A 23,884-nucleotide genomic window follows, 5' to 3' on the forward strand; every position below is an offset into this window, starting at 1 on the left:
GAGCCGTTCGCTATTCGCTTCTACCCGATCTTGACCGGAATCCGCGCCTCGATCCGGCTGAAGGCGAGGACGAGAATGCCGGTGACCGACATATAGATCAGCGCCAGGAGCAGCAAGGGTTCGTAGGTCAGGTAGGTGTCCTGCCGCACCTTGGAGGAGACGGCGAAGATGTCGATGACGCTGATCGTCGCCACCAGCGGCGTCGACTTGAGCTGCAGCACGGTTTCGCCGGTCAGCGTCGGCAGCGCGCGGTAGAAGGCCTGCGGCAGCCAGATGCGGCGGAAGATTTTGAAGCGGCTCATGCCGAAGGCCCGGGCGGCTTCCAACTGCCCCTTGGGGACACCGGCGAAGGCGCCGCGCATCACCTCGCCCTCATAGCCGGCGAAGGACAAGGTCAGCGCCAGCACGCCATAGGGCCAGGCTTGCCTTAGATACGGCCACATCCACGACCCGCGTATCCACGGATATTGCGGGAAGAGCGAGCCCAGGCCGTAATAGAGCAGCCAGAGCTGCAGGAGCAGCGGCGTCCCGCGGATGATGGTGCAGAAGACCTTGGCCGGCACGGCGAACCAGAACGGCCCGCCGGCCTGCGCCAGGCCGAGCGGCACGGCTAGCATAAAGCCCAGCGCGCAGGTGACGGCGAGGATCCACAGCGACCGCCAGATTCCAAGCAGGCCCATTTCCCAATATTGCGGCAGCCAATCCCAGCGCATGAAGAAGGCGGCGAACAGGACCAGCGCCAGCGCGATAAGGACGAGCACGATGCGGTGTGGCCGCAGCCACAGCGAGGCGCGCGCCGCGACGTTGATCACGGCGGTCTCACCGGTCATCAGCGCGCCTCCTTGACCGAAGGCATGCCGCGCCTGGACCGGGCCTCGACGCGGCCGATGATCAGGTTCGAGAACAGCGACAAAGCGAGATAGAGCGCGCCTGCGGCGAGGAAGAAAACCAGGTAGGCCTTGGTGACGCCTGCTGCCTGCCGCGTCGCAAGCGTCAGCTCGAAGAATCCGACGACGGCAAGCAGGGCGGTGTCCTTGGTGGCGATCAGCCAGAGATTGGCGAGACCTGGAATGGCGAAGGGCAGCATCGCCGGTAGCGTTATGCGCCTCAGCATCAGGCCCGGCGACATGCCATAGGCGCGGGCAGCTTCAATTTGACCCTGCGGGATGGACAGGATGGCGCCGCGGATGACTTCGGTCGAATAGGCGCCCTGGACGACGCCGAGAACGAAGATGCCGGCCGCCAGCCCACTGATGTCGACGCGCTGGTAGCCCATCGCCGCCAGCACCTGGTTGATCAGGTCGGTGCCGGCATAATAGAGCAGCAGGATCAGCACCAGTTCCGGCACGGCGCGGACCACGGTCGTGTAGACCGCAAGCAGGTCGCGCGTCACCGGACCGCCATAGAGCTTGCCGAAGGCGCCGCCGGTGCCGATCAGCAGGCCAAGGCAGGTGGCGCCGATGGCGATCTCGATCGAATGCAGCAGCCCGACCAGCAGGGTGCCACCCCAGCCCGGCGGCACGGGCGACAGGAGTTCGATGATGCCGGCCGCCGAGGCCGGAAGAAAGGCATTGATCAGCTTCGCCCCCGAATTGCTGGCAAACCGCTGACGCGGCGTTCAGCGGCAGGCATGCGTGGCAAGGTTGGAGCATGGCACCGGCGCCATGCTCGTTATTCCCCTGGGAGCGTCAGTTCGACTGCGAAGGGCCGCCGTAGATGTCGAAATCGAAGTATTTCTTCGTGATCTCGTCATACTTGCCGCTGGCGCGGATCGCCTTGATGCCGGCGTTGATCTTTTCCTTCAGCGCGGTGTCTTCCTTGCGTACGCCGGCGCCGATGCCTGGTCCCAGCACCTCGTCGTCCGGCGCCACCATCCCCTTGAGATCGCAGCAGGCCTTGCCCTGGTCGCTCTTGAGGTATTCAACAAGTGCGATGGAATCCGCCTGCACCGCATCGAGCCGGCCGGCGGCCAGATCCTGGTTTGCTTCGTCCTGTGTCTGGTATTCCTTGATTTCCTGCGCCCCAGTGAAGTGCTTCTTGGCGTAGACGGCGTGTGTGGTCGACACCTGGACGCCAATGACCTTGCCCTTGAGGTCGTCCGGCGAGGAGCCGAACTTCTGGTCCTTCGGGCCGATGATCGCAGGCAGCGTGTTATAGTACTTATCCGAGAAGTCGATCGTCTTCTTGCGTTCGTCGGTGATCGACATCGAGGAAACGATGAGGTCGATCTTCTTGGTGGTCAGCGCCGGAATGATGCCGTCCCAGGCAACAGGGGTGATGACGCAGTCGAGCTTCTCCTCGGCGCAGACGGCGTCGATGAAGTCGATCTCCCAGCCGACCCACTTGCCGCTGGCGTCCGGCGAGGTGAAGGGTGGATAAGGCTCGGCGGCGACGCCGATCTTGACCTGATCGGCCTTGGCCACGCCGATGGCGGCGACGCCGAAGAGCAGCGCCGCGGCAAATGTCTTGAGAACAGTCTTCATGTCAGGACTCCCAGTTTGTTGTTGTTCCCGGTTTTTTCGCCCGCTTGACGCCGGCTCTAGCCGACGTTGCGGAGGAATTGCTTGAGCCTTTCGGATTTGGGCGCGCCGAACAGCTGTTCCGGCGGTCCTTCTTCCTCGACCAGCCCGTTATAGAGGTAGACGACATGCGTCGCGACCTCGCGGGCAAACTTCATTTCATGCGTGACCAGAACCATGGTGCGCCCCTCGCGCGCCAGGTCGCCGATCACCTTCAGCACCTCGCCGACCAGCTCCGGATCGAGCGCCGAAGTCGGCTCGTCGAACAGCATGACGCGCGGATTGATCGCGAGCGCCCGGGCGATCGCGGCGCGCTGCTGCTGGCCGCCCGAGAGGAATGCCGGATAGACGTCGCGTTTTTCGGCGAGGCCGACGCGGGCAAGCAGCTTCTCGGCCTGGGCGATCGCCTCGTCGCGCTTGACGCCGAGCACATGCACCGGAACCTCGATGACGTTCTCGATCAGCGTCATGTGGCTCCACAGGTTGAAGTTCTGGAACACCATGCCGAGCTTGGAGCGGATGCGCTCGATCTGCTTGCGGTCGGCGGGAACCGTGTGGCCGTGGCTGTCGGCCTTCAGCTTGATCTCCTCGCCATTGACGCGGATGATGCCGCTGGTCGGGTTCTCCAGGCAGTTGATGCAGCGCAGCAGCGTCGACTTGCCGGAGCCCGAGCCGCCGATGATGGCGATCACCTCGCCGTCGCGCGCCGACAGCGAAACACCCTTCAGCACGTGCAGCTGGCCGAACTTCTTGTGCAGGTTCTCGACATGGATGGCTTCGGCGGCGCCGTCCGGCGCCTTGTGCTTCTCAGCGAGAGCTGTAGCCTGCGCCATTATGCGCGCCCTGCTCCGCGGAGGACTCGTCGCTGCTGGAATTTTTTACCCATTACCCGTCACGAAACATAAGTTCCCGTTCGCAAGATGGACCGTTCCGCTTGCCTCCGTCAACCACGGTTTTTGGACCATTGATCACGGCTGCCTGACTGGCTATTGGCTGGCGACGGGAGAACTCTGGAGAATTTGGTGGACAAAGCATTCGGATCGCAGTCGATGGCCGGGCGGCTGAAGCGCGTGCTGATGCGTTCGGCCGAAAGCGCCATGCGTCACGCCAAACCGCAGGAATGGCATTACGGTGCTGGCTTCGACCCGGACAAGGCGGCCGCCCAGCACGATGCGCTGACGCGACTGGTCGCCGCCTCGGGCGCCGAGATCGAATGGCTGACCGATGCCGATGACGGGCTGGCCGATTCCGTCTTCACCCACGATCCTTCGCTGATGACCGACCATGGCGCGATCATTCTTGCCATGGGCAAGGCGCTGCGCCACTCGGAGCCGGCTTTGCACGAGAAGGCCTATGAGCGCATGGGCGTGCCGGTCCTCGGCCGCATCCAGCATCCGGGCCAGGTCGAGGGCGGCGACTGTGTGTGGGTGGACAAGACGACGCTTGCCGTCGGCCGCGGCGTGCGCACCAACCAGGACGGCATCCAGCAGCTCGCCAATCTGCTGACGCCGAAAGGCATCCAGGTCTACGGCTTCGACCTGCCGCTCTGGCATGGCGAGGAGGCCTGCCTGCATCTGATGTCGGTGATCAGCCCGCTGGCCGATGATTTAGCGCTGGTCTACGCGCCGCTTCTGCCGGCGCCCTTCTACCAGATGCTGCGGGCACGCGGCATCAGGCTGGTCGAGGGCGACGCCGACGAGTTCTTCGCCTCCAATGGCCTCAGCCTCAACGTGCTGCCGACCGCGCCGCATCAGGTGATCGCCGTCGCCGGCTTCCCGAAGACGGCCGCCGCCATGGAGGCCGCCGGCTGCACGGTCTCGACCTTCGCGGCGGACGCGCTCTGCATCGCCTGCGAGGGCGGCCCGACCTGCCTGACGCGCCCGGTGCTGCGCCAATGACCGCGCTTGGGACAACCCCTGCGACGACCTTCGGGACCACGGTCGGCGAAGCGCTCATCACCTTGCTCGAGGCGCATGGCGTCGACACCGTCTTCGGCATTCCGGGTGTGCATACGGTCGAGCTCTATCGCGGCCTGGCGCGCTCGAACATCCGCCACGTCACGCCGCGCCACGAGCAGGGCGCCGGCTTCATGGCCGACGGCTATGCGCGCGCCAGCGGACGGCCGGGCGTAGCCTTCGTCATCACCGGGCCGGGGCTCACCAACACCATCACCGCCATGGGCCAGGCGCGCGCCGATTCCGTGCCGATGCTGGTGATCTCCGGCGTCAACGCTACCGACACGTTGGGCAAGGGCCTCGGCTTCCTGCACGAATTGCCGGACCAGCGCGGCATGATGGAGAAGGTGGCGCTGTTCTCCGAGCGCATCACCGAGGCCGGACAACTGCCAGGCGCGCTCGCCCGCGCCTTCGCGCGGTTTTCGTCCGCGCGTCCGGGCCCGGTCCATATCGAGATCCCGACCGACGTCATGGTGAAGCCCGCTGACGATATTGCGGCCGTCCTCAGCAATGCCGCGCCGCCCGCTCCCGCAGCTTCGGCGGTCGCCGAAGCGGCGAGGTTGATCAAAGCGTCCCGTCGTCCGCTCATTCTCGCCGGTGGTGGCGCCAAACAGGCCGATGCGGCGCTCAGGCGCTTCGCCGAAATGCTGGGTGCGCCGGTCATCGAGACCGCCAATGCGCGCGGCCTGCTGCATGGCCATCCGCTCTGCGTGCCGGCAAGCCCCAGCCTGAAGGCGGTGCGGGCATTGATGGCGGACGCCGATCTGGTCATCGCCGCCGGCACCGAATTCGGCCCGACCGACTATGACGGCTATGGCGACGGCGGCTTCGTGCTGCCGCCCAACCTGATCCGCATCGACATCGGCGCCGACCAACTCGCGCGGCGTCCGGTGACGGTCGGCATCCAGGCCGATTGCGCCGAGGCGCTTGGTGCCCTGCTGGCTGAACTCGGCTCCGCTTATGTCGCTGCGAAAGACGGCGAGACCCGCGCGGCAGCAACGCGAGCGGCTGCGCTCGCCGAGCTGAGCCCGGCCTATGTCGCGCAGGTGCGCGCCGTGGAGGCGATCCGCGACACGCTGCCCGGCGCCATCATCGTCGGCGACTCGACGCAACCGATCTACGCCGCCAACCTCTATTACGACCATGACCGTCCGGGCGGCTGGTTCAACGCCGCGACCGGCTTCGGCGCGCTGGGCTACGGCTCGCCGGCGGCGATAGGCGCCGCCCTTGCCGTGCCCGAGGCGCCCGTCGTTTGCCTGACCGGCGATGGCGGCTTCCAGTTCACCTTGCCGGAGCTGGGCGCGGCGCTCGATGCCGGGGCGCCGGTGATCTTCGTCGTCTGGAACAATCGCGGTTATCGCGAGATCGAGACCTCGATGCTCGATGTCGGCGTCGAGCCGGTCGGCGTGTCGCCGGCGCCGCCGGATTTCTGCAAGCTCGCCGAGGCCTACGGCATAGAGGCCGAGCGGCTGGCCGGCATCGGCGGCCTGTCCGATGCGCTGAAGCGGGCGCGGGCGGCCGGGCAGCCGCGCGTTGTTGAAATCACGGTCGATTGAAGGCTTGGCGCCTGCAGGCATCTGCCGACCCTCGACATTGCCGGCGCCGGGCCCGCAGAGCACGAATCCGGTCCAATCCAAGACGCGGCGGCGCGATCTTCCGCGGCGGCCTGACGCATGCAAAGACGGGACGCCTGCCATGTCGATATTTCAATTGAGTGACAACGCGAAAGGCGCGACGTTCGAGCCTGGGGCGGCATAACCATAAGAAAAATGACAGGAGCGGTCGAAATATGACGGAAACGCTTAACGGCAGGCATGTCGTGGTGACGGGCGGCACTGGGGCGCTCGGCGGCGCGGTTGTCGGCAGGTTGCTGGAGCAGGGTGCGATCTGCCACGTGCCCAATGCCCATGCGGCTGCCCCCCCGAATTTCCCCTACGCAGCCCACGCCAGCGTCCATCTCGCCCACAATGTCGACCTCTCGGACTCCGCCAAGGTCGAAGCCTTCTACCATCAGGTGCCCGGGCTCTGGGGCTCGATCCATCTCGCCGGCGGGTTCACCGCGGCGCCGGTGGAGAAGATCGAGTCGGCGTCCTTTGCCGAGATGATGGACACCAACGCCCGCACCGCCTTCCTCTGCAGCCGCGCCGCGGTGCGCTCCATGCTGGCATCGGGCACGGCGGGCCGCATCGTCAACGTCAGCGCGCGCGCCGGGCTCGAGCCGCGCCGTGGTTCCGGCATGGTCGCCTATGCCGCCAGCAAGGCGGCCGTTGCGGCCATGACGCTGGCGATGGCCGAGGAGCTGAAGCACAAGGGCATCCTGGTCAATGCGGTCGCGCCGTCGACGCTCGACACGCCTGCCAACCGCGCCGACATGCCGGACGCCGATTTCACCAAATGGGTCAGCCTCGAAGCCGCCGCCGAGGCGATTGCCTATCTCGCCTCGCCCGCCAACCAGGCGATGAGCGGCACGCTGGTGCCGCTTTACGGCCGGGCCTGAGCAGCCGCCGGCACATCGGACAAAGAAAAACCCCGCCGGAGCGATCCGGCGGGGTTTTTGTTTGGTCCTGCGAAGAGCGGGCTTAGTTGCCCTGCTTCTTCAGCGCCGCGCCCAGGATATCGCCCAGCGAGGCGCCGGAGTCGGTCGAGCCGTACTGGGCGACCGCTTCCTTCTCCTCGGCGATTTCCAGCGCCTTGATCGAGACCTGCAGCTTGCGGGTCTTCTTGTCGAAGGCGATGACGCGGGCATCGACCTTCTGACCGACGGTGAAGCGCTCGGGGCGCTGCTCGTCGCGGTCGCGGGAAAGGTCCGAACGCTTGATGAAGGTCTCGAGGCCGCTCTCGACCAGCCGCACTTCCAGACCGCCATCCTTGACGCCGATGACCTCGCAGGTGACGACGGCGTTCTTGCGCAGCTCACCGCTGCTTGCCGCTTCACCGACCGTGTCCTTGGCCAGCTGCTTGATGCCGAGCGAGATGCGCTCCTTCTCGATGTCGACGTCGAGCACCTGCGCCTTGACCATGTCGCCGCGATTGTACTCTTCGATGACCTGCTCGCCCGGACGGGTCCAGTCGAGGTCGGAGAGGTGGACCATGCCGTCCACGTCGCCTTCCAGGCCGATGAACAGGCCGAACTCGGTCTTGTTCTTGACCTCGCCCTCGACCTGGCTGCCGACCGGGTGGCTGCGCGCGAAGGCCTCCCACGGGTTCTCCAGCGTCTGCTTGAGGCCGAGCGAGATGCGGCGCTTGGCCGGATCGACCTCGAGCACCACCACGTCGACTTCCTGCGTCGTCGACAGGATCTTGCCGGGGTGCACGTTCTTCTTCGTCCACGACATTTCCGAAACGTGGATGAGGCCCTCGATGCCCGGCTCCAGCTCGACGAATGCGCCGTAATCGGTGATGTTGGTGACAGTGCCCTTGATCTTCTTGCCGATCGGGAACTTGGTGCCGATATCCGACCACGGATCGCTCTCGAGCTGCTTCATGCCGAGCGAGATGCGGTGGGTTTCCTGGTTGATGCGGATGATCTGCACCTTGACCGTCTGGCCGATGTTGAGGATCTCGGTCGGATGGTTGACGCGGCGCCATGCCATGTCGGTGACATGCAGCAGGCCGTCGATACCGCCGAGGTCGACGAACGCACCGTAGTCGGTGATGTTCTTGACCACGCCTTCGACCACCTGGCCTTCCTCGAGGTTCTGCACGATCTCCGAACGCTGTTCGGCGCGGCTCTCCTCGAGCACGGTGCGGCGCGAGACCACGATATTGCCGCGGCGGCGATCCATCTTGAGGATCTCGAAGGGCTGCGGGTTGTGCATCAGCGGCGAGACGTCGCGAATCGGACGGATGTCGACCTGGCTGCGCGGCAGGAACGCCACGGCGCCGTCGAGATCGACGGTGAAGCCGCCCTTGACCTGGTTGAAGATGACGCCTTCGACGCGCTCACCCTTAGTGAACTTCTCCTCGAGGCGGACCCAGCTCTCCTCGCGGCGAGCCTTCTCGCGCGACAGCATGGCTTCGCCTAGCGCGTTCTCGATGCGCTCGACATAGACCTCGACCGTGTCGCCGACCTTGAGCGTCGTGTCCTTGCCCTTGACGCCGAATTCCTTCAGCGGCACGCGGCCTTCGACCTTGAGGCCGACATCGATGATGGCCATGTCCTTTTCGATCGCGGTGATCGTGCCCCGGACAACCTGGCCTTCGCCGGAATGGCCGGCGGTGAATGATTCTTCGAGCATGCTCGCGAAATCGTCGCGAGAGGGATTTGCAGCTGACATTGTTTCTCCTGGAGTGCTCCGCACAACAAGCGGAGCGGGCGCCGTGGGTTAGCGTTGCGTAAGCCTGCCGGCGTTCCGGGCTGAAGAGCCCTTGGCCGCTTTCTGAGCGGCGAGTCCGGCGCATGAAGAATGCTGGCAGGCTGGTTCGTGCCCGATATGGGTATTTTCATCGCTTCCGGCAACGGAAGCCTAGGAAAACCCGGCTCAGGCCTTGCTTCTCTTGGCCAGGACATCGTCGATGATCGCCATGGCCGCAAGGAACGCGGCTTCTATAGCCATTTCGCTGGTATCAAGCAAGTGCGCGTCGGCTGCCGGTTTGAGCGGCGAGTCGGCGCGGCCCATGTCGCGCTCGTCGCGGCGCTCGATGTCGGTGAGGATCGTGGCGAAATCGGCGCTGCCGCCCATGCTCTCGATCTCGGCCAGCCGGCGCATCGCCCGCACCTCGGCACTTGCCGTCACATAGAGCTTGATGTCGGCGTCCGGGCAAACCACCGTGCCGATGTCGCGGCCGTCGAGCACCGCGCCCGGCGGCGCCTTGGCGAACTCGCGCTGCTTTTCGACCAGGATGCGCCGGACAGTTGGGATGACCGCGACCTTCGATGCGGCCTCGCCCACCGCATGCGCGGACAGCACTGCCCGGTCTAGGTTCGAGAGGTCAACCTGGCGCGCTGCGGTTTCGGCCGCCGAGACGTTGTCGAGCGGCAGGCCGAGCTCGAGCAGCTTGTGGGCGACGGCGCGATAGGTGAGCCCGGTGTCGAGCAGGTTCAGCCGGTAGTGGTCGGCGAGCCGCCGGGCCAACGTGCCCTTGCCGGCGCCCGCCGGTCCGTCGATGGCGATGGTGAAGGTGTGGGTCATGCGAGGTCTCGCCTCAAGCGCTTTGCTCCACTGACGTTCAAACTCTGCCGCTGTGACTTCGGAAGCCTCGAACTGGCTATCAGCAATGATCTCTTCGATATCGGGAAAGCCTTCGATGGGATTTCTTGTTCCTCCGACCTCGATGTCATCCGATCCGTGATGGCGCTTCCACGAATGGCGAAGCCAGCGGATCCGTCGGCATAGAACTCTATGGTGCGGTTCTGAAAGCTGTCGTCTGCAATCTCATACCATAGGTGGGATGGCTCCTCCGGTATGTCATGTTTCCAATGGACGTAGACGTATCTCACTCGATTTCCGCACCCAGCCCCGTCATCAGGCCCATGAATTCCGGAAAACTCGTCGCAATCATGCTGGCATCATCGATCGTCACCGGCTTCTCCGTCGCCAGCCCCATGATGAGGAAGCTCATGGCGATGCGGTGGTCGAGATGGGTCTTCACCGCCGTGTCCGGCCCGTTGGGGTGAGCGCCGAGCCCCTTGCCGCCGGGCTTGCCGCGCACGGCGAGCGAGGCTTCGCCCTCGGTGCAGTCGACGCCGTTGAGCTTCAGGCCATTGGCCACCGCCGACAGCCGGTCGGATTCCTTGACGCGCAATTCCTCCAGCCCCTGCATCAGCGTCTCGCCCTCGGCGAAGCTCGCCGCGACCGCCAGCACCGGATATTCGTCGATCATCGAAGGCGCGCGCTCCGGCGGCACCGCAACACCCTTCAGATCAGAGGAGCGCACGCGCAGGTCGGCGACATCCTCGCCGCCGGCATTGCGCGGGTTGAGGACATCGATGCGGCCGCCCATTTCCTGCAGTGTCAAAAGCAGCCCGGTGCGGGTCGGGTTCATCAGCACGTTCTCGATCACAATGTCGGAGCCCGGCACGATGAGCGCCGCCACCAGCGGGAAGCCGGCCGAGGAGGGGTCGCCCGGCACCGCGATCGTCTGTCCGGTGAGCTTGCCCTGGCCCTCGATGAAGATGTGGCGCACGCCGCGCTCGTCAGTCTCGACGCTCAGGTTCGCGCCAAAGCCTTTCAGCATCTTTTCGGTGTGGTCGCGCGTCATCACCGGCTCGATCACCGTGGTGATGCCGGGCGTGTTGAGGCCGGCAAGCAGCACCGCCGACTTCACCTGCGCCGAGGCCATCGGCACGCGGTAGGTGATGGGCGCGGCGTGCTTGGGGCCGCGCAGCGTGATCGGCATGCGGTCGCCGGGCGCGGCGTTCAGCACCTGCACGCCCATCTGGCGCAGCGGCTCCAGCACCCGGCCCATCGGCCGGCCGGAAAGCGACGCATCGCCGATAAAGGTCGTTTCCATGTCGTAGGTGCCGACCAGGCCCATGGTCAGCCGCGAGCCGGTGCCGGCATTGCCGAAGTCGAGCGGGCCTTCCGGCCGCAGCAGCGCGCCGTTGCCGGTGCCGCGGATCACCCATTCGGCGCCCTTCTTCTCGACATGCGCGCCCATCGCCTTCATGGCCGCGCCGGTGCGCATTACGTCCTCGCCCTCGAGCAGGCCGGTGATGCGCGTCTCGCCGGAGGCAAGGCCGCCGAACATGAAGGAGCGGTGCGAGATCGACTTGTCGCCGGGCACCCGAGCCGTGCCGCTCAACGCGTCTGATTTGCGGGCCGTGGCCGGTTTCGGGGCGGCGGAGTGAGACATCGTGTCGTCCAAATGAAATGCCGGCTGGCCGGCTCGGTTCGTCATGTTGCGGCGGTCTCGTATCACGGCGCGCGGCAATGGTCATCCCCTCGCGCGAGGCCTTCGGATGCAAGCTTTTGCGTTGCCGGCTTTTGGCTTTGACAGCGCCGTAAACTGCGGTTAAGGGGACCCTTCTTTTTTTGACGAGGCTTGCTGTGGCAAAACCTGAACTTGGCACGAAGCGTATCGACCCCGAAACGGGTCGGAAATTCTACGACCTGAACAAGGACCCGATTGTCTCGCCCTACACCGGCAAGAGCTATCCGCGCTCCTATTTCGATGAAGGCAAGATTTCCGCCATCGAGGAGGATGAGGAAGTCGCCGAAAAGGAAATCGACGCCGAGGAAGAAGAAGGCGCCGTGATCGTCTCGCTCGAGGATGCGGACGAGGAGACCAAGGGCGGTGGCGACGATCTTCCCGATCTCGGTGAAGACGAGGATGTCGATCTCGGCGACGATGACGACGACACGTTCCTTGCCGACGAGGAGGAAGAGGACGACGACGTCGCCGACATGATCGGCGTCGGCGACGACGAGGACGAGGTCTGACCTTTAGCCTTCGCGCGGTCGTTTGCCGGCCATTTTGGCCTGTGACGAAAAAGCGGCTTTTCAAGGCTTGATCTTGACCGAAGGCGGCGCTAGAAGCCGCCAGCACTAAACGACGGCGCGGTTCCCAATCGCGCCGGATCTCTTCGCCGGAAACGGCGCCGGCCGACTGCCGGGAGTGGGGCCATAGCTCAGTTGGGAGAGCGCTTGAATGGCATTCAAGAGGTCGTCGGTTCGATTCCGATTGGCTCCACCAGTCACTCTCTAGACCATCCTACCGATTGCGGATACGTGTCCGGGCGACTATGCGCCGGGACGCCTTGCATCAATGCGGTGAGGAGATGGCTGTAAGAACGCCGTTGGCACGGTGGAGCGCCTGCGCTCAGGGACGCCCCGCGTCGAACTCAATTGCAAATCCCGCGTCGATAGCGATTCGAGCGATAAGATCGCTGAGTTGCCAATCTGTGAGCTCGCACAGGGCAAAGATCCCCCTCATGGCGCCGATCATCTCGGATATCGAAACGCAAGGTTTGTCGGCATCGTCGATCAGGTAGCGGACGATCGCTTGCCGAACGTCCGATATAGTGGGCATCTCCGCGAGGGCCGCCACGCCCAGGCCTACGAATGGAGCCGCGTTTCCGAGACGCCCGCCGTTGTCAGGTCGAAAGCGACAGGCACGCCATGAGCGATGCATGCCTCCGCCAGCATCTCCTCCAACTCGTGGTCGGTAAGCATGCAGGCCGGCATAAGCGTTCGGATGGCGCGGATTGCCTGTGCGATGGAGAGGAAGCGAGCTTTGCCTCGGGAGAGGACATAGGCTTCGGTCGCGCTTTCAACCGTGACCGTGTGAAAAGTGTTGGTCATCGAGGTTCCTCCTGAACCCAAAACCAACACGATTTACGGCCAACATGCGGCGGGCTTCAAGCTTATGTCCGATAACAGACATTCAGCCGCCGGCTATTCCGAAGAGACGTTGCTCCTCCCCGCCGTAAGCACCATGTGTGAGCTTTACCATTCCGGCGCGGTCGACAATCGTGATCTCGCCGCGCTTGGCGTGCACCAGCCCCCGATATTCAAGCATTTGGAGGGCAGTCGTAACCCCGGGACGCCGGGAGCCAAGCATGGTCGCCAGAAATTGATGCGTCAGATAAATCTTTTTGCCGTCGACTCGGTCGTCGACCATCAACAGCCAGCGGGCCAGCCGTTCCTCGATCTTCGAATGACCGTTGACCAATGCCGTCCGGGACGACTGGACAAGGAACGCGTGGGCATAACGAAGCAGTGATGCGCGAAGCGACTGGCTTGCCGCGATCACAGGGCGAAGATTTTCAACCGGCAGGCACCAGCCATTGCCGGCAACTTGGATATAGGTTTCATTGGGAGAGCTGTCTTGGCCGAGGATGACGGCAACCCCTGTCATGCCGTCAAAGCCGACGATGCCGACCTCGCTTTGCCGCCCGCCGGTCATGGTGGCGACCACCGAAGCGATACCCGCCTCCGGAAAATACACATGCTCGATCGGCTGATACGCGACTTCCAGTCGGGCTTTGATGTCAAGCTCGACATGATGCATTGACGGCTGCAGCAGCGCGAAATCCTCAGGGCAGAGGGCTTTCAATACATGGTTACGAAGAAGGGATTGGGGCACGGGGCTCTCCCTGACGGGCAAGAGCACGTACCTCTTACTGTCGGCTGCATCCGCAACGCTGGCGACCGATGTGAGCAGCATAGGCCTCAAATGCACGATTGGCAAAAGTCCTGCCGGCCTATTGTGCTCACGAGGAAACTCAAACTTTGCAACCGGGTACAAAAATGGTAGATAAACCGGGTACATTGTCTCGCCCGGCATGCAAGCGATCTATTTGGTTTTGTTATATTTTTTGAACAGAGGGTAGTCTCCGATTGGCTCCGCCATACAGTCTTTCTCTCACGCTCGGCTGCGTGGCATTCGCACTCGTTGCCTGCCAGTCGGCGCCTGAAACGCCGCCGTCTCCGCCGCCCCAACCTGCTCCGGCTTCTGTCACGGCTCCTGCTTCCCCGGATTCGGCGGTGTTGGATCAAACCGTGGCGGTCACTCCGCCCGGCAAGGGCGTTCCGGCAAAATATGCCGCGTTTTCAGGCATATGGGCCGGACGGCTGGATGGTCAGTATGAAGGCAAGCTGGCGGTGCTGACCGTTTCTTCGGGCGGGCAGGTGACGGTCAGCTATGCATGGGGCGATGTGGCCGACAACAAGCCGGGAGTGGCCGACGGCGCCGGCAGGATTGTCGGGAACACATTGAAGCTCGGGCGCCTTCCGAATGGCGCCGACGCCACCTTTGCGATGCAGCCCGACGGAACATTGTCCGCCACCTACGCGCTTGCCGGCCAGACCTACACGGGAGCGTTCACCAGGCAATAGCGGTGGGCGATCTCGCCGCCGCATCTGCCGTGCCGGCCGGGCTCGAATCGGCTATGCCTCACCCATGCAGGAAACGTCCCTCTATGCTCCGGTGAAGCAGTTCCTCGAGAGCCTGGATTTCACCGTCAAGGGCGAGGTCGGCGGTTGCGACATCGTTGGGCTGCGCGAAGGCGAGCCGCCCGTGGTCGTCATCTGCGAGCTGAAGCTGCAGTTCAATCTCGAGCTCGTCCTGCAGGGCGTCGACCGCGCGGCGGCCTGCGACGAGGTCTGGCTTGCGGCGCGCATGTCGGCGCGCGGCAAAGGCCGCGAGCACGACCGCCGTTTTCGCGCGCTCTGCCGCCGTCTCGGCTTCGGCCTGCTGGCGGTTGACGGAAAGGGCAAGGTCGAGCTGCTGCTCAACCCGGCCGCAGTGCCGCCGCGGCGCGATCCGAGGCGGCGCTCGCGCCTGGTCGAGGAGCATCACCGGCGCAAGGGCGATCCGTCCATCGGCGGCAGCACGCGGCGAAAGCCGATCATGACCGCCTACCGGCAGGAAGCGATCGCCTGCGCCGCCGCCATGGCCGACGGCCCGAAGCGGCCGCGCGACCTCAAAACCCTTTCGCCGCGCGCGGCCAGCATCCTGCTGCACAACTATTATGGCTGGTTCGCCAGGGCCGAGCGCGGCATCTACGCGCTGACCGAAATCGGGCAGGCCGCCTTGCAGTCACATGGGGCGGTCGAGGGCTCGTCGCCTCGCTCCTTGTAGGTGGCCGGTCAGGTCTGGCGCTTTGTGAATTCAACTGTCCCGCGCGTCAGAAACGCTCGCGATAGTCGCGCGGGTTCGTGCCGAGGGCGCGCAGGAAGCCGCGTCGCATCGTCTCTTCCGAGCCGAAGCCGCAGCGGCGGGCCGCCTGGTTGACGGCCAGTCCCTGCTCCAGCATCCGTCGCGCCGCCTCGATCCGTATCTCTTCGACCGCGCGGGCGGGTGTGCGGCCGGTTGCGTCCCGATAGTGCCGCGAAAAGCTGCGTGGGCTCATATTGGCGCGTTCGGCCAATCTCGTCAGCGAAAGGTCGCCGCCCAGATTGTCCAGCATCCAGCCATGCAGCTTGTCGAAGCGCTCGTCACCATCCTGCAGCTTGAGGGTCTGGCTGAACTGCGCCTGGCCGCCGGGACGTTTCAGGAAGACGACGAGCTGGCGGGCCACCGCGAGCGCCATGCGCCGGCCGAGATCGGCCTCGACGAAGGAAAGCGCCAGATCGATGCCCGCTGTCACGCCTGCGGACGTCCACACATTGCCGTCGCGAATGAAGATCGGGTCAGGCTCGAGCCGGACTGCCGGAAAGCGCCGGGCGAATTCCGCGCAGCGTCCCCAATGGGTGACCGCGCGACGGCCGTCGAGCAGGCCGGTCGTCGCCAGCAGGAAGGCGCCGCTGCAGACTGAAGCCGTTCGCCTGGCGCCGCGCGAGCGGCCGACCACCCAATCGACCAGCTCCGCTTGCTCGCAGGCAGCGTTGACACCCCTTCCACCTGGCACGATCAGCGTGTCGATCTCGGCTTCGAGCGGCGAGAGCGCCGCGGTCTCCAGCACGAGACCTGCCGACGTCCTGATCCGCGTGGAAGCGGCGACGACCACTACCTCATACGCTGCCGGCTCGCCGGCCTGCAGCATGAAGTCGTTGGCGCTGGCGAAAACCTGGAGTGGCCCGCTTACGTCAAGGAGCTGGACGTCGGGATAGGCAAGGATTTCGATGCGGCGCATTTTGATTTGGCCTGAAACGAGGGATGATTGGCAATCGCGCCAAAGCATGATGCCTTAGAGTGTCGGCAGTCAACCTGCGGAGATTTCCATGACCCTTCGTTTCGGCATCCTCGTGTTCCCCAATGTCCAACAACTCGACCTCACCGGTCCTTACGAAGTCCTGGCATCGGCAAAGGGCGCCGAGGTGGAATTGATCTGGAAGGATCGCAGTCCGGTGGTCTCGTCGACGCGACTGTCCCTCAGCCCGACGGTGACCTTCGAGGATTGCCCGCCTCTTGATGTGCTGTGCGTTCCAGGCGGGGGAGGCGTCAACGCGCTGTTGGAGGACCAGGAGGTCCTCGACTTCGTGCGGCAGCGCGCGGCGCAGGCGCGCTACGTCACCTCGGTGTGCAGCGGTGCCCTGGTGCTCGGCGCCGCCGGACTGCTCAAGGGCAAGCGGGCGACGACGCATTGGTACGCGCATGATTTCCTTGTCGAGTTCGGCGCGGTTCCTGTCGATGCGCGAATTGTGGAGGACGGCAATCTGATCACCGCCGGCGGCGTCACGTCGGGGATCGATTTCGGCCTGGCGTTGGTCGCCAGGCTTCTCGGACAGGCAGAGGCCGAAACGGTGCAGCTTTCGCTCGAATATGCTCCAGCTCCTCCCTTCCGGTCAGGCACGCCGGCTGAAGCTGCGCCGGCCGTGCTGGCGCAGGCGAAAGAACGCCTTGCGGCTTCGCGGCGGGCCCGCGAGGAAATGTTTGCCCGCTGGCGCGGCGCCGGCTCGGCCACCACGCCGGCGCGCATCCGCGACTGAGCCGATCGGGCCGAACGGCGCATCTCCGTTCGGTTCTGTCTCGATTTCGGTTGTTGACTCTCCCATTCGGTCTGTGCAGAAATTGGTTGGACCATTGAACCACTTTAGGCCCCGCTGGCGTGACAGACAGCCTCCCGCCCATTCAGACCACGGCCCGCGATGACGCGGTGCTGAAGGCGTTGGCTGGCTTCGTCAGGCAGGAGTCGCTAGGCCCCGGTGAAAGACTGCCGACAGAGCGCATTCTGGCCGAACGGCTCAAGGTCAGCCGCAACACGGTGCGCGAGGCGCTGACGCGCTGGGAGGGGCTGGGCCTCGTCGAACGGCGCCAGGGCAGCGGCACTTATCTCAAGGCGGCGGTCTCGCCCGACATGCTGCACATGCCGCTGACGCTTGCGGGCGGCAACGACTTCGCCGGCCTGATGCGCACGCTGGAGATCCGCCGCGCGCTCGAGGCCGAGGCCGCCGCGCTTTGCGCTGTCCGCGCCGGCAAGGCCGAGATCGCCGAGATCGAGCGCAAGCTCGACATCATGGAAGAGGCCTTCCGCACCCGCGCCGGCATGTCGTCGGAGGAGGACTGGGAATTCCACCAGTCGGTCTACCGCGCCTCTGGCAATCCGCTGTTCGAGCAGATCATCAGCGCCATGCACGAGCTGTTCCACCGCTTCTGGGAGCATCCGCTCGGCGTGCGAGACTTCGGCCACGCCAGCTTTCCCTATCACCGCAGCATCTTCAATTGCATCGCCGCGCACGATCCGCTGGGGGCCCGCGCCGAGGCGCTGAAGCTCATCGCGACCGTCGAGGACGATCTGAAGCGCGGCGCCGCCAACCTCAAGCTTTTGGACCGCAAATGAACGAGCACCCCGCCGCCTTCGACCCGGCTCCCCTGGCCAGCGACTATCTCGGCGAGGCGGCGACGCTTCTCGCGCATGACGATCCGTTCCCCGGCGGCGCGGTGGTGCCGCCGATCTACCAGACCTCGCTGTTCACCTTCGACAATTACGCCGACATGGCCGACACCTTCGCCGGCCGTCGTCGGCAGCCGATCTATTCGCGCGGCGACAATCCGACGGTGATGGAGTTCGAGGCGCGCGTCGCAGCGCTGGAAGGCGCCGAGGCCGCGCGCGGTTTCTCCAGCGGCATGGCGGCGATCAGCGCAACCGTGCTCGCCTTCGTCGGCGCGGGCGAGCGCATCGTTGCTGTGCGCAACTGCTATGGCGACGCCTACCGTCTGTTCGAGCGGCTGTTTCCGCGCCTCAACATCAAGGTCGACTATGTCGATGGCTCCGATCCTGACGCAGTTGCCGCAGCGCTTCCCGGCGCCAAGCTGCTCTACCTCGAAAGCCCGACCTCGATGATGTTCGAGCTGCAGGACATTGAGCGTCTGACGCGGCTGGCGAAGGAGCAGGGGATCGTCACCACCATCGACAATTCCTGGGCCACGCCTGTCTTCCAGAAGCCGATCGCGCACGGCGTCGATCTGGTGCTGCATTCGGCCTCAAAATATCTCGGCGGCCACAGCGACACGGTCGCCGGCGTCGTGGCGGGCTCGGCCGCGCACATCAGGCACATCAACGAGCAGACCTATTCCTCGCTCGGCGGCAAGCTGTCGCCGTTCGAGGGCTGGCTGCTCTTGCGTGGCCTGCGAACCTTACCGCTCAGGCTGCCGCATCACATGAAGAGCGGGCTCACCCTTGCCGAACGGCTGAAGGCGCATGGCCAAGTCGAGCGGGTCAACCACCCCGCCTATTCCAATCATCCCGGCAAGAAAACGCTAGCCGGCTATGCCGGGCTGTTCTCCTTCGAAGTTGCCGAGGATGTCGACATCCCAGCTTTCGTCGATGCGCTGAAGCTCTTCCGCATCGGCGTCAGCTGGGGCGGCCATGAAAGCCTGGTCGTGCCGGCAAAGGCCTCGCTCGAGCAGACGCCGGGTCTGAATTCGATGGCGCGCTTCGGCGTCAGCCCCCGAACCATCCGCTTCAATGTCGGATTGGAAAATGTCGAGGATCTCTGGGCTGACATCGCCCAGGCCTTCGACAAGGCAAAAAAATAACGCGTTAAAAATGGGAGTCCTGAACATGAAAAGACTGACAGTCATGCTCGCCGCCGTCGCCGGCCTGGCGATCTCCGCCGGAGCCGCGCTGGCCGACACCACCGTCAAGATGGTCGAGGTCATCACCAGCCCGCCCCGCACCGAATTCCTGAAGAAGCAGATCGCCGAGTTCGAAGCCGCCAATCCCGGCATCAAGGTCGAGCTCGTCTCGCTGCCCTGGGGCCAGGCTTTCGAGAAATTCCTCACCATGGTCCAGGCCGGCGACACGCCCGATGTCGTCGAGATGCCGGAACGCTGGATGGGCCTCTATGCCAACAACGGACAGCTCGAGGATCTCGGCCCCTACATGGCCAAGTGGGACGACGCCAAGACGCTCGGCGACCGCGCCAAGCAGTTCGGCTCGACCGTCAACAACACTCAGTTCATGATCCCCTATGGCTACTATGTGAACGCGCTGTTCTGGAACAAGAAGCTGTTCAAGGAAGCGGGCCTCGACCGTCCGCCGGCAACCCTCGACGAGTTCGTCGAGTTCTCCAAGAAGATCTCGGCCATCCCCGGCAAATACGGCTACTGCCTGCGCGGCGGCCCGGGCGCCTTCAACGGCATGCACATGTTCATGAACATCGCCGACGGCAAGGGCGGCTACTTCACCGAGGACGGCACCTCGACCATCAACGATGAGGGCTCGGTCAAGGGGCTGCAGATGCTGGCCGACATGTACAAGAACGGCCTGGCGCCGAAGGATGCCGTCAGCTGGGGCTTCAACGAGACGGTGACCGGTTTCTATTCCGGCACCTGCGCCATGCTCAACCAGGATCCGGACGCGCTGCTCGGCATCGCCGACAAGATGAGCGCCGACGACTTCGCGGTCGCGCCGTTGCCGGTCGGCCCGAGCGGCAAATCCTATCCGACGCTCGGCTATGCCGGCTGGGCGATGTTCGCCAATTCGCAGCACAAAGACGAAGCCTGGAAGCTGATGGCGACGCTGCTGTCGCCGAAGGACAATCTGGAATGGGCCAAGGAGGTCGGCGTCGTCCCGATCCACAACGGCGCCGATCAGGACGCCCATTTCAAGACCGAGCAGTTCAAGGGCTGGTTCACCGAGCTCAGCGACACCTCCAAATATGAAATGGTGACGCCGCCGACCCATCTGGAGAATCTCGGCAACTTCGTCGACCAGGTGGCGATCAAGAACTTCCAGGAAGTGCTGCTCGGCCAGAAGCCCGCCAAGCAGGTGGCCGACGAATGGGCCGCGTTCCTGACCAAAGAGCAGCAGGCCTGGTTGGCCAAGAACAAGAAGTAGACGCAGGTTTTTCCTTCTCCCCGTTGAACGGGGAGAAGGTGGTCCGAAGGACCGGATGAGGGGCAGCGCCATGCTTTCGCAAGTTCGCCCCGCCCCTCATCTGCCTGCCGGCATCTTCCCCCCGTGAACGGGGAGAAGGACGCTGCTGCCACGCCGGCACCCATCTTCCACCGTGAGCACCCGTATGACCTACGCAGTGTCCGAAATCCGATCCGCCGGCCGGCCGCGAAAGAAGCGGCTGACAAAGGCTGCGATCGAGCCATGGCTCTATCTTTCGCCGGCTATCGTCCTGCTGGTCGTGGTGCTGCTGGTACCGCTGATCATCGGCATCAGCTATTCCTTCCGCAAGTTCTCGGCCTTCAAGTCGGAATATGTCGGGCTTGGCCAGTACCAGGCGATGCTCTCCGACGCCGTGCTCGGCCAGGCGCTCATCAACACGCTATGGTGGACGGTCGCCAGCCTGTTCTTCCAGTTCTTCCTCGGGCTTGGCCTGGCGCTGCTGCTCGACAAGCCGTTCTATGGCCGCAAGGTTGTGCAGGCGGTGGTGTTCCTGCCCTGGGCGGTGCCGTCCTTCTTATCCGGCCTTACCTGGGCCTGGCTGTTCAATCCGATCATCGGTCCGTTGCCGCATTGGCTCTTCGCGCTTGGGCTGAAGGCGGAGCCCACCAATGTGCTGTCCGATCCGGCCACCGCAATGTGGGGGCCGATCGTCGCCAACATCTGGTTCGGCATTCCTTTCTTCGCCATCACGCTGCTGGCCGCGCTGAAGTCGATTCCGTCGGAATTGCATGAGGCGGCGGCGATCGACGGCGCCTCACCCTGGCAGCGCTTCACCAAGGTCACGTTGCCTTTTCTTGCGCCGACAATCGTCATCACCGTCATGCTGCGAACCATCTGGATCGCCACCTTCGCCGACCTGATCTTCGTCATGACCGAGGGCGGGCCGGCGGGCGCGACCAGCACGGTGCCGGTCTACATCTATGTCAGCGCTTTCAAGTCGCTGGACAAAGGTTACGCCTCGGCCGTCGCCGTGCTGCTGCTTGTGCTGCTCATTGCCTATGCAGTGGCTCTGATCGCCATCCGCCGCACGCTTGTGAGGCACGTCTGATGATAGCCGGTCGCTCCACCACTTCGCGCATCGCCGGCGGCATCGGGCTTTACCTGGCGGTCGGCATCTTTGTTGTCTTCGCGCTGTTTCCGATCTTCTGGACGCTGAAGATCTCGGTGACGCCGGAGCGTCTGCTCTATTCGGAAGGCATCACCTTCTGGCCGTCGCAGACGACATTTCAGAACTTCGTCACCGTGCTGGAGGCCTCAGACTTCCCGCGCTATTTCCTGAACAGCGTCATCGTCTCGGTTTCGACTGCGGCGCTGGTGACGGTCATCGCCACGCTCGCTGGCTACGCCATGTCGCGCTTCACCTTCCGCGGCAAGGCGACTTTAGCCATCCTGTTGCTTCTGACCCAGACCTTCCCGCTGGTCATGGTCATCCCGCCGATCTATCGCATCATGGGCGATCTGGGCCTGACCAACAGCCTGACCGGGCTGATCATCATCTACACTGCCTTCAACACCGCCTTCGCCACCTTCCTGATGCAGTCCTTCTTCGACGGCATCCCGAGGGACCTGGAGGAAGCGGCGATGATCGACGGCTGCACGCGCGCTCAGGCGATGCGCAGGGTCATCGTGCCGCTCACCTTGCCCGGCATGGGCGCGACGCTGGGCTTCGTCTTCACCGCAGCCTGGAGCGAATTGCTGTTCGCGCTGATGCTGATTTCCAGCGACGCGCAGAAGACCTTCGCCGTCGGCCTGCTCACCTTCATCGGCAAGTTCGCCGTCGACTGGGGGCAGATGATGGCGGCGTCCATCCTGGCGCTGATCCCGGTCTGCATCTTCTTCGCTTTCCTGCAACGCTATCTCGTCACCGGCCTCACCGCCGGCGCGGTCAAAGGGTAATCGATGGCTTCCGTCACGCTGCAACATGTCGAGAAGGACTACGGCGCGCTGCGCATCCTGCACGGCGTCGACCTCGAGATCGCCGATGGCGAGTTCGTCGTGCTGGTCGGCCCGTCGGGCTGCGGCAAGTCCACCCTTCTGCGCATGATCGCCGGGCTGGAGGAGGTCACCGGCGGCGAGATCCGCATAGGCGAGCGGCTTGTCAACGACGTCGCGCCCAAGGACCGCGACATCGCCATGGTGTTCCAGTCCTACGCGCTCTACCCGCATATGGACGTCTCCTCCAACATGGGCTTCAGCCTGCTGCTGAAGAAGGCCGAGAAGACGACGATCGACGGCAGGGTGGGCGCTGCCGCGAAGCGGCTTGGTCTGGAAAGCTTCCTCGGCCGGCTGCCGCGCCAGCTCTCCGGCGGCCAGCGTCAGCGCGTCGCCATGGGCCGCGCCATCGTGCGCGACCCGAAGGTCTTCCTGTTCGACGAACCGCTGTCCAACCTCGACGCCAAGCTGCGCGTCCATATGCGCGCCGAGATCAAGGCGCTGCACCAGCAGCTCAAGACCACATCGGTCTATGTCACGCACGACCAGGTCGAAGCCATGACCATGGCCGACCGCATCGTCGTCATGCATGACGGCTATGTGCAACAGGTCGGCCATCCGCTCGAAGTCTACGACCGGCCGGCCAACATCTTCGTCGCCGGCTTCATCGGCTCGCCCGGCATGAATTTTCTGCCGGCCAAGGTCGCCAAAGGCGGCAAGGTCGACGCCGTGCTGGCCGACGGCCAGAAGCTGAGACTGCCGGACGGCCTGCCTTGGACGGACGGCGATGCGCTCACCGTCGGGCTGCGGCCCGAGCATATCAGGCTCGCCGACGATGGCGCGCTGAAGGCCGAGGTCGAGGTCGTCGAGCCGCTCGGCCTGTCGACGCAGTTCTATGTCAGGCTGGCCAATCAGCAGATCTGCGTCTTCGTCATGGGCCGCAGCAGTATCAGGCCAGGCGACACGGTCCGGCTGTCGGCCGAGCCCGCGGCGCTGCATCTGTTCGATCCGGACACGGGCGACCGTATCGGCTAAGGCGCGTCGCCTGAATCGGTTTCAGCGCGACGCGCTTTAGGTCTTTGTTTTTTATGCATGTCGTTTTCGCAAAGCCGCTGCACACTTTTGCGCGACATGCATTAGTTCGGGGTCGGTGCGGGGCTGCTGGCCGTAGGCTAAAATCACCCTCGTTGATTCGTCTCGACAGGGAACGGCATGAGCAAGGCCCTCGGCACATTCGCATTGGTCACGGTTTTGAGCGCCTTGCTGATGGCGCTGTCGCTCGCGGTCGCCAGGCACGGCTACCCCCAAGGCGCCTTCGGCGTGAAGCGTCTCGACGGCATTGCCGACGCGGGTTCGTTCCTCGCGATCGCCGCCGTCTATTTCTTCAGCGCGCTGTTGATGATGATCCTGCCGATCCGCGCCGCCGGCGTCGTGCTCACGCATGCCGCCGACGCGATCTTCTGGGCGACGATCGTGCTGTTCTCGACCATTGTCGGCTCGCTTCTCGCCAGATGGGCCTTTGGCCAGAGCGGTGTGCTTTCGGTGCTCCTCAACTGGCGCTTCCTGTTCGCGGTGGCGATCGTGGCGGCGCATCTCGCCATGAACGAGCTTCGTCGCAACATCCTGCTCAGAAGCCTGTTCTTCGTCGTCTTCGCCGCGGTGACGCTGGCCTGCCTGTTCTGGTCGTTCTCCGTCTGAGACCCGCCACATCGTGACAGGTGGTCGCGGGCGAGCTCGATGGACTTTCGCTG

The 23,884-nt window shown here is 64.4% G+C and carries 25 protein-coding genes, 1 tRNA gene and 2 pseudogenes; 15 read left to right on the plus strand and 13 right to left on the minus strand.

The genetic code is table 11. The features are described from left to right. Nucleotides 1–20 precede the first annotated feature (20 nt). The 4 genes from EH240_RS15565 to EH240_RS15580 all read right to left on the minus strand — a co-directional run bounded on the left by EH240_RS15565 (nt 21) and on the right by EH240_RS15580 (nt 3,352). The gene (locus tag EH240_RS15565; protein ID WP_124999646.1) at nt 21–830 is read right to left on the minus strand and encodes an ABC transporter permease; all 810 of its coding nucleotides are present in this window, start codon (nt 828–830) and stop codon (nt 21–23) included. Next, nucleotides 830–1,495: an ABC transporter permease gene (locus EH240_RS15570; protein ID WP_167484034.1), complete on the minus strand. Its 666-nt coding sequence runs from the start codon at nt 1,493–1,495 to the stop codon at nt 830–832. The genes EH240_RS15565 and EH240_RS15570 overlap by 1 nt, the downstream gene beginning before the upstream one ends. Before the next feature lie 193 nt (nt 1,496–1,688). Further along, nucleotides 1,689–2,483, minus strand: a complete 795-nt coding sequence (locus EH240_RS15575; protein WP_124999650.1) for a transporter substrate-binding domain-containing protein — start codon at nt 2,481–2,483, stop codon at nt 1,689–1,691. Between the two features lie 56 nt (nt 2,484–2,539). Continuing rightward, nucleotides 2,540–3,352, minus strand: coding sequence for an ABC transporter ATP-binding protein (locus EH240_RS15580; RefSeq protein ID WP_124999652.1), 813 nt, complete (start codon nt 3,350–3,352; stop codon nt 2,540–2,542). Nucleotides 3,353–3,568: 216 nt separating this feature from the next. Here EH240_RS15580 and EH240_RS15585 point away from each other — a divergent pair, with 216 nt between their 5' ends. The 3 genes from EH240_RS15585 to EH240_RS15595 all read left to right on the plus strand — a co-directional run bounded on the left by EH240_RS15585 (nt 3,569) and on the right by EH240_RS15595 (nt 6,971). Next, on the plus strand, nt 3,569–4,417 hold the full coding sequence (locus tag EH240_RS15585; RefSeq protein ID WP_124999790.1) for a dimethylarginine dimethylaminohydrolase family protein: 849 nt from the start codon (nt 3,569–3,571) through the stop codon (nt 4,415–4,417). Beyond that, nucleotides 4,414–6,030: a 5-guanidino-2-oxopentanoate decarboxylase gene (locus EH240_RS15590; RefSeq protein ID WP_124999654.1), complete on the plus strand. Its 1,617-nt coding sequence runs from the start codon at nt 4,414–4,416 to the stop codon at nt 6,028–6,030. Before EH240_RS15585 ends, EH240_RS15590 begins: the two co-directional genes overlap by 4 nt. 233 nt (nt 6,031–6,263) lie before the next feature. Beyond that, nucleotides 6,264–6,971 carry an SDR family NAD(P)-dependent oxidoreductase gene (locus EH240_RS15595; RefSeq protein WP_124999656.1) on the plus strand — a complete coding sequence of 236 codons (708 nt, stop codon included), beginning with the start codon at nt 6,264–6,266 and terminating at the stop codon, nt 6,969–6,971. 82 nt (nt 6,972–7,053) lie between these two features. Here the strand turns inward: EH240_RS15595 and rpsA are convergent, their stop codons facing one another. The 5 genes and pseudogenes from rpsA to aroA all read right to left on the minus strand — a co-directional run bounded on the left by rpsA (nt 7,054) and on the right by aroA (nt 11,269). Beyond that, a complete protein-coding gene (gene rpsA / locus EH240_RS15600) occupies nt 7,054–8,751 on the minus strand; it encodes a 30S ribosomal protein S1 (protein WP_124999658.1) in 1,698 nt (565 codons plus the stop codon). Between the two features lie 204 nt (nt 8,752–8,955). Then, nucleotides 8,956–9,606: a (d)CMP kinase gene (gene cmk, locus EH240_RS15605; protein WP_124999660.1), complete on the minus strand. Its 651-nt coding sequence runs from the start codon at nt 9,604–9,606 to the stop codon at nt 8,956–8,958. Between the two features lie 27 nt (nt 9,607–9,633). Beyond that, a pseudogene (locus tag EH240_RS40085) lies at nt 9,634–9,798 on the minus strand (DUF6881 domain-containing protein); the annotation flags it as partial. Next, nucleotides 9,753–9,914: pseudogene (locus tag EH240_RS40090) on the minus strand (DUF6881 domain-containing protein); the annotation flags it as partial. The pseudogenes EH240_RS40090 and EH240_RS40085, both read right to left, overlap by 46 nt. Then, on the minus strand, nt 9,911–11,269 hold the full coding sequence (gene aroA / locus EH240_RS15610; RefSeq protein ID WP_124999662.1) for a 3-phosphoshikimate 1-carboxyvinyltransferase: 1,359 nt from the start codon (nt 11,267–11,269) through the stop codon (nt 9,911–9,913). The gene aroA and the pseudogene EH240_RS40090, both read right to left, overlap by 4 nt. A 194-nt stretch (nt 11,270–11,463) precedes the next feature. Here aroA and EH240_RS15615 point away from each other — a divergent pair, with 194 nt between their 5' ends. Both EH240_RS15615 and EH240_RS15620 read left to right on the plus strand, forming a co-directional pair. Further along, the gene (locus tag EH240_RS15615) at nt 11,464–11,856 is read left to right on the plus strand and encodes a TIGR02300 family protein (protein ID WP_124999664.1); all 393 of its coding nucleotides are present in this window, start codon (nt 11,464–11,466) and stop codon (nt 11,854–11,856) included. Nucleotides 11,857–12,033: 177 nt separating this feature from the next. Further along, a tRNA-Ala gene (locus EH240_RS15620) sits at nt 12,034–12,109 on the plus strand. Nucleotides 12,110–12,235: 126 nt separating this feature from the next. On the opposite strand, the gene EH240_RS15625 is transcribed toward EH240_RS15620, so the two are convergent. The 3 genes from EH240_RS15625 to EH240_RS15635 all read right to left on the minus strand — a co-directional run bounded on the left by EH240_RS15625 (nt 12,236) and on the right by EH240_RS15635 (nt 13,501). Further along, the gene (locus EH240_RS15625) at nt 12,236–12,463 is read right to left on the minus strand and encodes a hypothetical protein (RefSeq protein ID WP_124999665.1); all 228 of its coding nucleotides are present in this window, start codon (nt 12,461–12,463) and stop codon (nt 12,236–12,238) included. Nucleotides 12,464–12,471: 8 nt separating this feature from the next. Then, on the minus strand, nt 12,472–12,717 hold the full coding sequence (locus EH240_RS15630) for a hypothetical protein (protein WP_124999667.1): 246 nt from the start codon (nt 12,715–12,717) through the stop codon (nt 12,472–12,474). 82 nt (nt 12,718–12,799) lie between these two features. Continuing rightward, nucleotides 12,800–13,501: a Crp/Fnr family transcriptional regulator gene (locus EH240_RS15635; RefSeq protein ID WP_124999669.1), complete on the minus strand. Its 702-nt coding sequence runs from the start codon at nt 13,499–13,501 to the stop codon at nt 12,800–12,802. 416 nt (nt 13,502–13,917) lie between these two features. Here EH240_RS15635 and EH240_RS15640 point away from each other — a divergent pair, with 416 nt between their 5' ends. Next, entirely contained in the window at nt 13,918–14,253 is a 336-nt protein-coding gene (locus EH240_RS15640) for a hypothetical protein (RefSeq protein WP_245436077.1), read from the plus strand. Nucleotides 14,254–14,317: 64 nt separating this feature from the next. Further along, a complete protein-coding gene (locus EH240_RS15645; RefSeq protein ID WP_124999671.1) occupies nt 14,318–14,998 on the plus strand; it encodes a DUF2161 domain-containing phosphodiesterase in 681 nt (226 codons plus the stop codon). Between the two features lie 46 nt (nt 14,999–15,044). Here EH240_RS15645 and EH240_RS15650 read toward each other — a convergent pair whose 3' ends face one another. Then, complete coding sequence (locus EH240_RS15650; protein WP_124999673.1) at nt 15,045–15,992, minus strand: GlxA family transcriptional regulator; 948 nt, start codon at nt 15,990–15,992, stop codon at nt 15,045–15,047. A gap of 88 nt (nt 15,993–16,080) precedes the next feature. On the opposite strand from EH240_RS15650, the gene EH240_RS15655 reads away from it, so the two are divergent. From EH240_RS15655 to EH240_RS15690, 8 genes are all read left to right on the plus strand, one after another. Further along, nucleotides 16,081–16,788 carry a DJ-1/PfpI family protein gene (locus EH240_RS15655; RefSeq protein ID WP_124999675.1) on the plus strand — a complete coding sequence of 236 codons (708 nt, stop codon included), beginning with the start codon at nt 16,081–16,083 and terminating at the stop codon, nt 16,786–16,788. A gap of 119 nt (nt 16,789–16,907) precedes the next feature. Continuing rightward, nucleotides 16,908–17,639 (plus strand): FadR/GntR family transcriptional regulator, encoded by a 732-nt coding sequence (locus EH240_RS15660; RefSeq protein WP_124999677.1) that lies wholly within the window; start codon nt 16,908–16,910, stop codon nt 17,637–17,639. Further along, the gene (locus tag EH240_RS15665; RefSeq protein ID WP_124999679.1) at nt 17,636–18,838 is read left to right on the plus strand and encodes a PLP-dependent transferase; all 1,203 of its coding nucleotides are present in this window, start codon (nt 17,636–17,638) and stop codon (nt 18,836–18,838) included. Before EH240_RS15660 ends, EH240_RS15665 begins: the two co-directional genes overlap by 4 nt. A gap of 25 nt (nt 18,839–18,863) precedes the next feature. Beyond that, a complete protein-coding gene (locus EH240_RS15670) occupies nt 18,864–20,141 on the plus strand; it encodes an ABC transporter substrate-binding protein (RefSeq protein ID WP_124999681.1) in 1,278 nt (425 codons plus the stop codon). A 184-nt stretch (nt 20,142–20,325) separates the two neighbouring features. Beyond that, nucleotides 20,326–21,249, plus strand: coding sequence for a carbohydrate ABC transporter permease (locus EH240_RS15675; RefSeq protein WP_124999683.1), 924 nt, complete (start codon nt 20,326–20,328; stop codon nt 21,247–21,249). Next, on the plus strand, nt 21,249–22,097 hold the full coding sequence (locus EH240_RS15680; protein ID WP_124999685.1) for a carbohydrate ABC transporter permease: 849 nt from the start codon (nt 21,249–21,251) through the stop codon (nt 22,095–22,097). The genes EH240_RS15675 and EH240_RS15680 overlap by 1 nt, the downstream gene beginning before the upstream one ends. A 3-nt stretch (nt 22,098–22,100) precedes the next feature. Continuing rightward, nucleotides 22,101–23,168, plus strand: a complete 1,068-nt coding sequence (locus EH240_RS15685) for an ABC transporter ATP-binding protein (RefSeq protein WP_124999687.1) — start codon at nt 22,101–22,103, stop codon at nt 23,166–23,168. A gap of 177 nt (nt 23,169–23,345) precedes the next feature. After that, nucleotides 23,346–23,831 (plus strand): hypothetical protein, encoded by a 486-nt coding sequence (locus tag EH240_RS15690; RefSeq protein ID WP_124999689.1) that lies wholly within the window; start codon nt 23,346–23,348, stop codon nt 23,829–23,831. The last annotated feature ends 53 nt before the right edge of the window (nt 23,832–23,884 follow it).

Origin of the sequence: Mesorhizobium tamadayense (assembly GCF_003863365.1) — a bacterium.
Taxonomy (GTDB): Bacteria; Pseudomonadota; Alphaproteobacteria; order Rhizobiales; family Rhizobiaceae; genus Mesorhizobium; species Mesorhizobium tamadayense.